A 6,758-nucleotide genomic window follows, 5' to 3' on the forward strand; every position below is an offset into this window, starting at 1 on the left:
CTTCATCGCCTGGGGTGTCAGGGGGGAGGAGTCCCCTGCCCTTCTACCAGTCGCGTGCAAGCATGATGGTCAGTACACGCATGGTCGTGGCGGGATTGTCCGGGGTCTCAGCCCCGTAGCGGAAATCCGAATCTGCCTCATAGAGATCGACCTTCCAGAACACGGTCTCGCCCCGGATCTCGACCGCCCCGAAATCGTGCCATCCCTCGGGATCATTCTCAGGCTCGAATGTGGCAAACTCACCGGTGGCCCTCACCGCCTCGGCCATGAAGCCGTCGCTGGCCTCCATAAGCGAGCGGGTGACATGCATCCGGCCCTGGATGGGCTGGGCGGGCGGCACTCCAAGGCACGCGAGCTTGCGAAACGCGTCGTTCTGCGCCGCGATCACACTCGGATCCGGACGGTCTGGCTGGGGTTGAACGGTCATGGACATGGGGATCTCCTTTGAGAAGTTGAAACACCCTTCCCAAAGCCAGCTTTTTCTTTTCCGCTTGGCGGAGGAACCCGGTCCAAACCTGCCCGAACCAAACAGTTCCAATAGTCCGCTCTGCGGACATAGCCGCCGACTAAATTCGGACCCGCAGAGTCTCCTTGTGTTCAATCGCCGCCATTCAACTCCTTCGCGTCATCACCAGATTGTCCCACAAACTAATCAGCCTGACGTACGGGGAAAGCGTCCCAGCGCCCCTCACTCAGTGCAGCGAAAATCAGCTTCATGATCAGCTGGCGTACTGCTTCGAGAGCAAACGTTGCAGGCCGGTCGGCGAGCTCACAGATGTAGAGCGTTCTGGTTAATGTCGGCTTGGTGATCGGGCGGGCGTGGAGTTTGCCTTCTTCCAGCAACTCCCGCATGAACAACCTTGTGCCAACGATGCAGCCAAGGCCATCGACAAGGCAACCTGCTATGGCCTGGACCGAGTTCATCTGGAACCTTGCACGGCTTTCCAACTGCTTGAGCAGTGATGCATCGTCCAAAAGCGCACGGGCGGACAAACCCTGACGTAAAAGGATTAGCGGAAGATTAAGCAGTTCCTGAAAGGTGACAGGGACTTCGCTGTCACCAATAATGTCCGCCCGCCCGACACAAACCATTTCTTCTTCGAGGATCGGCTGCACCCGGAGTTTTGGATCGTTCGGAGGGTTGTAGACCACGGCAAGATCAATCTCGGAGGCCATCAGGTGAACCAGGGTTGAGCCGGACAGGCTTTCGGAAAGGGACAGTCGCAGTTTAGGATAATCGGTCATCACCGATTTCATCAGGTCCACCCCGATGGCCTTCACAGCGGAATAGGACATGCCGACGGAAACGTCGCCAGTGACTTCGCGACCCTTTTCCTGAAGATCATCCGTCGCTGCATTGATGGCCCGCAGGATACCTCTGGCATGGGAATAAAGCCGCTCACCCGCCGCCGTGGCCTGCATCCCCCGTGGTTTGCGTGCAAAGAGCGCCGTGGCCAATTCGGTTTCCAGGTTGCTGAGGTGATGGCTCAATGCGGAGGCGGCAATGTTCAGCCCTTCGGCGGCCCGGGAAACGGACTGCGCTTCGTAGATGGCGGCGAAGTAGCGGAGTTGGCGGGAGTCCATGCGTTCTGGTTTTTAGAATGATACGTGCGAAACACTATTGTTTTCTGACCTCATCAGCAAGGCTATCTTTACCGCGATTTGGGGAGGTTTTGCATGGATCAGAATACCGGGCCGTTGGCAGGCATCCGCGTGGTCGAGATGAGCCACATGATCATGGGGCCATCCTGCGGGCAATTTCTGGGTTTCCTCGGGGCCGAGATTATCAAGGTCGAACCACCAGAAGGTGACAAGACCCGCAATCTGACCGGGATGGGGGCTGGGTTCTTCCCTTCATTCAATCGTGGCAAGAAGTCGATCACGCTCAACCTGAAGACCGATAAGGGCCTTGCGGCCCTCAACGCCCTATTGGCCACCGCAGACGTGTTCGTCGAAAACTTCAGAGACGAGACGCTGGGCAAAATGGGGCTCTCGCCGGAAACACTTCGTCAGAAGTACCCCCGGCTGATCACAGCCTCCTGCAAAGGCTTCCTGCATGGTCCTTACGAAAAGCGGGCAGCGATGGACGAGGTTGTCCAGATGATGACCGGCATGGCCTACATGACTGGCCCGACCGGGCGTCCTTTGCGGATCGGATCATCCGCGAATGACATCATGGGCGGGCTTTTTGCGGCCTTCTCGGTTTTGGCCTCTCTCTATGCCCGGGGGCGCACCGGTGAAGGAGCTGCGATCCGGTCCGGGCTCTTTGAAAACTGCCTGCTGCTGGTTGCCCAGCACATGGTGCAGTTTGACATTGAAGGCACCGAATCGCCGCCAATGCCCGAACGAGTGTTTTCATGGCCGGTCTATGACCTCTTCACCAGTCGTGATGACCGCCAGATATTCCTCGGCGCTGCCACCGATGGCCAATGGGAAAAGCTCTGCAAGGCGCTGGACCTGACGCATCTACTGGATGATCCAGAGCTTCAAACCCGCCCGCAACAGATCGAAGGCCGGGATCGGACACTGCCGTTGATCGCAGCAAAGGTGGCGGAACGAGACTACGCTGATTTACTGGCCCTTTTTGAAGCAAACGATCTGCTTTTTGCCCCGGTGTCGCGCCCGGCGGAAATGTATGATGACCCGCATGTGAACCGCCCAGGGGGGTTGATTACATCGGCCTACCCGGAAAAGAAGAGCTTTCGGGCCCCGGGGCTTCCGGTCGAGATTAATGGGCGGAACCCGGTTGGCCCAAACACCGACCTGCCAGCAATTGGGGAACATACCGAAGAAATCCTCGCTGAGCTTGGCGTGACGCTGGAGCCCGCTCAATGAGTGCTGCTTCGTGGTCATACCCAACTGACCGAGTGACTTTGCGGGAAGTGGGCCTGCGAGATGGCCTGCAATTGGTTAAACGTGTGCCTTCCACTGCGGGCAAGATCGACTGGTTGCAGCGGGAATACGCTGCTGGGGTACGGTGCTTCGAAGTCGGATCGTTTCTTCCAGCCAGTCGGATGCCGCAGTTTGCCGATGTGCGGCTGATAATAGAGGAAGTGTCGAAGCTCGAAGGTGCCAGGTCATCGGCGCTTACACTCAATGAGCGTGGGATCGACGACGCACTAACCACCCAGGTCGATGAAATCGTGTGCGTGGTGTCCGCTACCGAAGAACATAGCCAGGCGAACATGCGCCGCTCCCGTCAGGCAGCGGTCGATCTGGTTGGTCTGGCGGTGGAAAAGGCCGCTGCATCAGATCACCGCCCTCTGGTTAACGCTGGGATTGCGATGGCCTTCGGGTGTTCTATTGCCGGTGACGTGGACCAGGGCGAAGTCCTGCGACTGGCCGAAGACTGTCTGAAGGCCGGGGCGGATATTGTTGGCGTGGCAGACACCGTGGGCTTTGCGGGCCCCCGGCAGGTATTAGACCTCTGCAACGGCATGGCGGCACTCTGCGGTGACCGGCCTTTTATCGTGCATCTGCATGACACACGGGGGCTGGGGCTCTCCAACGCTTCCGCCGCTCTCGACGCAGGGTGTCGTGTTCTCGACGCCTCGCTTGGCGGACTGGGCGGATGTCCGTTCGCACCGGGTGCCACCGGTAACATTGTCTTCGAAGACCTTGTGTTCCTCTGCGAAACTAAGGGCTTCGCTACCGGCATTGACATACCCGCACTGGTCGGCATTCGCGACATTCTCGAACGCGAACTGCCCGACGAAGAACTCTACGGCGCTCTGGCCCGATCCGGACCGCCGCCGAACGTGAATTGGGCGGCATGATCGCCCTTGAACCGACAGAAACAGGGAGGAAAACCATGAAACTTCTGTCAGCCGCCCTTTTGGGCACCGGCCTTGCATTGGCCGCAACCACCGCCACCGCTGCAACCGAGATGCGGTGCAGCCACCAGCTTCCCCCGGCGCATGCCGTGTCCAAGGTCATCGACCGTTGGGCCGCCGAGGTCGAAGCATTGTCGAACAATGAAATCGACGTGCAGATTTTTGGGGCGAACAGCCTTGTCGGTGCCAAGGAAAACATCGTTTCCACGGCCAAGGGCGACATCGAATGCGCCTTCTCGGTTCAGTTCCAGTGGGGTCGCACCCTGCCGATCATGACCGTCACCACGCGGCCCTTCGCCTTTGGTGACCTGAACATCTGGCGCAACTGGGACGGGTCTGATGCCGCCAACTTCCTCGAAGACAAGCTCCGGGAAAAAGGCGTGGAGAATGTCGTCTGGCTGTTCCAGACAAACGACTCCGTCTTCACCTCGAAAGGCAAGTACCTTAAGGCACCCGAAGACTTTGCAGGGGTGAAGATGCGCGGACTGGTTCCGGCCTTCAACGCCTCCATCGAGGCGCTGGGGGCGTCGCCTGTATCCATGTCAGGTGGTGAGGTTTATCAAGCCCTGGCAACCGGCGTGATTGACGCGGCCATGACCGGCACGGATGCCGCCGTATCACGGAAATACTTCGAGGTGCAGGATCACTTCACTGTGGTGCCGGTGATCTCGGTTTACTTCCACGGTTACGTGAACCCCGACTGGTATGCCGGGCTCTCTGACACCGCCAAGGCGGCGCTGGACGAGGCTGGGTCGAAAGCCGCAGGTTGGGCCGTGGAAGCTGCCGAAGATGCCGCAGCCGGTGCGCCCGAGGCCCTCGCCGCCAAGGGTGTGAATGTCTACACGCTGACCGCCGAAGAAAACGCGGCACTGGAGGCCGTGATGCAGCCTGCTTTTGACAAGGCGTTCGGTGAAGGCGACGCGGACAGCCAGAAGCTGCTTGAGTTGATCGACGCCCTGCGCTCCGGTTCCTGAGGCAGCAGGTGAGCAACCAACCACAAACCTCCGGGGCGGTGCCAGCCTCCGCCCCAGCCCTTGCAAGGGCCATCTATGCGCTTGTTCGGCTGGCGTCAGCCTTGAGCGTATTGGCGATCGTTGTGGCGCTTGGCTTTACCCTGATCGCGGTCTTCTGGAGATACGCCCTGTCCGATCCGCTGCTCTGGCCAGAAGATGTGACCGGCTGGACGCTGGTCGGCCTGATCATGCTGGGCATCGCCGAAGCCTACCGCCGGGGCGACCACATCGCCATCGACCTTCTGGTAGATACCTTGCCCAACCGTGTGAAGCCGGTGCAGATGCTCTGGTCGCATCTGGCTGTCCTGGCCTTTTCGGTGGTCCTGGGGTTGAGCGCCTGGGAGGCTGTTCACTTCGCCCACAGCTTCGGCTCCTACACCTCCGGCAACGTCGAAATCCCCTCGTGGATACCCCAGGCCCCAATGGTTGTCGGGTCCGTGCTGCTTGGCCTGACTGCGGTGGCCAAGATCATCGAGATATTCTTCGGCAAGAGGCCAGCATGACGATCTTTCTGATTTTCGCAGGTTTGATCCTGCTGCTGCTGACCGGCATGCCGATCTTTGCCGCCTTGGGTCTGACCGCAACGGTGATCCTGATCCTTTTCGAAGGCAAGATTTCCCCCGTTGCCGATACGGTCTATGCCCACCTCGACAAGCCGATCCTGATGACGATCCCGCTGTTTGTCTTCATGGCCCAGATCATGATCAAGGCGAAGGTCATCGATGACCTTTATGACATGGCCCATACCGTGGTTGGGCACATTCGGGGCGGTCTGGGCGTAGCCACCGTCATGTCCTGCACCATCTTCGCAGCCATTTCTGGCTCATCCGTCGCCACTGCACTGTCTATCGGATCGAGTGCCATCCCCCAGATGAAACGCTTCGGCTTTCCGGAACGTGACGCCCTGGGAGTTATCGCCGCCGGGGGTACGCTTGGAATCCTGATCCCCCCCTCTGGCCCCATGATCCTCTACGCCATCGTGAGCGAGGTCAGCATCGGTGCCTTGTTCCTGGCAGGCATCATACCCGGCGTCCTGCTGGCCCTGATCTTCTCGGCCTACTGCGTCATCGGGGCCACCCGGAACCCAGAGTTCAAGTCACCGGACTGGGCGGGTTGGCCCAAAATCGTATCCGCTGTGCGAAAGTCTATCTGGGCGGTCATGGCCCCGCCGGTGGTCATGGGCGGCATCTACCTGGGCATCTTCACTGCGTCTGAGGCCGCCGCCATTGGTTCGCTTTATGCCCTGTTTGTGGCGGTTGTGATCTACCGAAACCTCGGTATCCGCGACCTCTGGGATTGCACCTATCAGACCATGCGGACATCCATGATGGTCTTCATGATCATCGCAGGTGCCGCGATGTTCGGTCACGCCATCACCATCATCCGTCTACCCAACGGTGTGGCTGAAGCTGTTGCCGCCATGGGCCTCGGCCCGCTGGAATTCATCCTCATGGTCATGGCGATGATCTTCGTAATGGGAATGTTCTTCGAAAGCATTGCCATCATCCTGATCACCACGCCCATCCTGCTGCCCACGATGGTAGCGCTTGATGTCGATCTTGTATGGTACGGCGTCCTGTTGATGATCAACTTGGAACTCGCAATGATAACACCGCCCGTAGGCATGAACCTGTTCGTCATCAAAGGGATCACAAATGCTCCACTTTCAGACGTGGTTCGCGGAGCGGCACCTTACGTAGTGCTCATGGTCTTCGGACTGGCATTGATGATCCTGGTGCCCGGATTGGCGACGTGGTTGCCGTATTCTGCCGGGTTCGGGCGGTAGGGACCCAATTGTTCGCTACGTCCAGTTTGCTGCGGATAGCTGCCATTCGAGCCAGCCGCAGCATATGTAAAATGGGCTCGAAGCTGCCATTTTCTGCGTTGCGGAAGAGCATAGGTCATGCTGCCT

At 59.0% G+C, this 6,758-nt stretch carries 7 protein-coding genes; 5 read left to right on the plus strand and 2 right to left on the minus strand.

What is annotated here, in order from left to right:
• Positions 1–43: 43 nt before the first annotated feature.
• Together Z946_RS0103220 and Z946_RS0103225 are read right to left on the minus strand one after the other, a co-directional pair.
• Positions 44–433, minus strand: a complete 390-nt coding sequence (locus Z946_RS0103220) for a DUF3768 domain-containing protein (protein ID WP_025054299.1) — start codon at positions 431–433, stop codon at positions 44–46.
• Positions 434–648: 215 nt separating this feature from the next.
• Entirely contained in the window at positions 649–1,584 is a 936-nt protein-coding gene (locus tag Z946_RS0103225) for a LysR family transcriptional regulator (RefSeq protein ID WP_025054300.1), read from the minus strand.
• A 93-nt stretch (positions 1,585–1,677) separates the two neighbouring features.
• Here Z946_RS0103225 and Z946_RS0103230 point away from each other — a divergent pair, with 93 nt between their 5' ends.
• The 5 genes from Z946_RS0103230 (at position 1,678) to Z946_RS0103250 (ending at position 6,632) form a co-directional block, all read left to right on the plus strand.
• Positions 1,678–2,835, plus strand: a complete 1,158-nt coding sequence (locus tag Z946_RS0103230) for a CaiB/BaiF CoA transferase family protein (RefSeq protein ID WP_025054301.1) — start codon at positions 1,678–1,680, stop codon at positions 2,833–2,835.
• A complete protein-coding gene (locus Z946_RS0103235) occupies positions 2,832–3,776 on the plus strand; it encodes a hydroxymethylglutaryl-CoA lyase (protein WP_025054302.1) in 945 nt (314 codons plus the stop codon). Before Z946_RS0103230 ends, Z946_RS0103235 begins: the two co-directional genes overlap by 4 nt.
• Positions 3,777–3,811: 35 nt before the next feature.
• Positions 3,812–4,807: a TRAP transporter substrate-binding protein DctP gene (gene dctP, locus Z946_RS0103240; RefSeq protein ID WP_025054303.1), complete on the plus strand. Its 996-nt coding sequence runs from the start codon at positions 3,812–3,814 to the stop codon at positions 4,805–4,807.
• A 110-nt stretch (positions 4,808–4,917) separates the two neighbouring features.
• Positions 4,918–5,349, plus strand: coding sequence for a TRAP transporter small permease (locus tag Z946_RS0103245; RefSeq protein ID WP_160170265.1), 432 nt, complete (start codon positions 4,918–4,920; stop codon positions 5,347–5,349).
• Positions 5,346–6,632 carry a TRAP transporter large permease gene (locus tag Z946_RS0103250; RefSeq protein ID WP_025054305.1) on the plus strand — a complete coding sequence of 429 codons (1,287 nt, stop codon included), beginning with the start codon at positions 5,346–5,348 and terminating at the stop codon, positions 6,630–6,632. Before Z946_RS0103245 ends, Z946_RS0103250 begins: the two co-directional genes overlap by 4 nt.
• The last annotated feature ends 126 nt before the right edge of the window (positions 6,633–6,758 follow it).

This window comes from Sulfitobacter noctilucicola (genome assembly GCF_000622385.1).
Classification (GTDB): domain Bacteria; phylum Pseudomonadota; class Alphaproteobacteria; order Rhodobacterales; family Rhodobacteraceae; genus Sulfitobacter; species Sulfitobacter noctilucicola.

What these genes read in the sequence shown, in the direction of transcription:
- Z946_RS0103250 (WP_025054305.1), top strand. Translation starts at nt 5,346, where the DNA reads ATGACGATCTTTCTGATTTTCGCAGGTTTGATCCTGCTGCTGCTGACC.
- Z946_RS0103230 (WP_025054301.1), top strand. Translation starts at nt 1,678, where the DNA reads ATGGATCAGAATACCGGGCCGTTGGCAGGCATCCGCGTGGTCGAGATG.
- Z946_RS0103235 (WP_025054302.1), top strand. Translation starts at nt 2,832, where the DNA reads ATGAGTGCTGCTTCGTGGTCATACCCAACTGACCGAGTGACTTTGCGG.
- Z946_RS0103220 (WP_025054299.1), bottom strand. Translation starts at nt 433, where the DNA reads ATGTCCATGACCGTTCAACCCCAGCCAGACCGTCCGGATCCGAGTGTG.
- Z946_RS0103225 (WP_025054300.1), bottom strand. Translation starts at nt 1,584, where the DNA reads ATGGACTCCCGCCAACTCCGCTACTTCGCCGCCATCTACGAAGCGCAG.
- dctP (WP_025054303.1), top strand. Translation starts at nt 3,812, where the DNA reads ATGAAACTTCTGTCAGCCGCCCTTTTGGGCACCGGCCTTGCATTGGCC.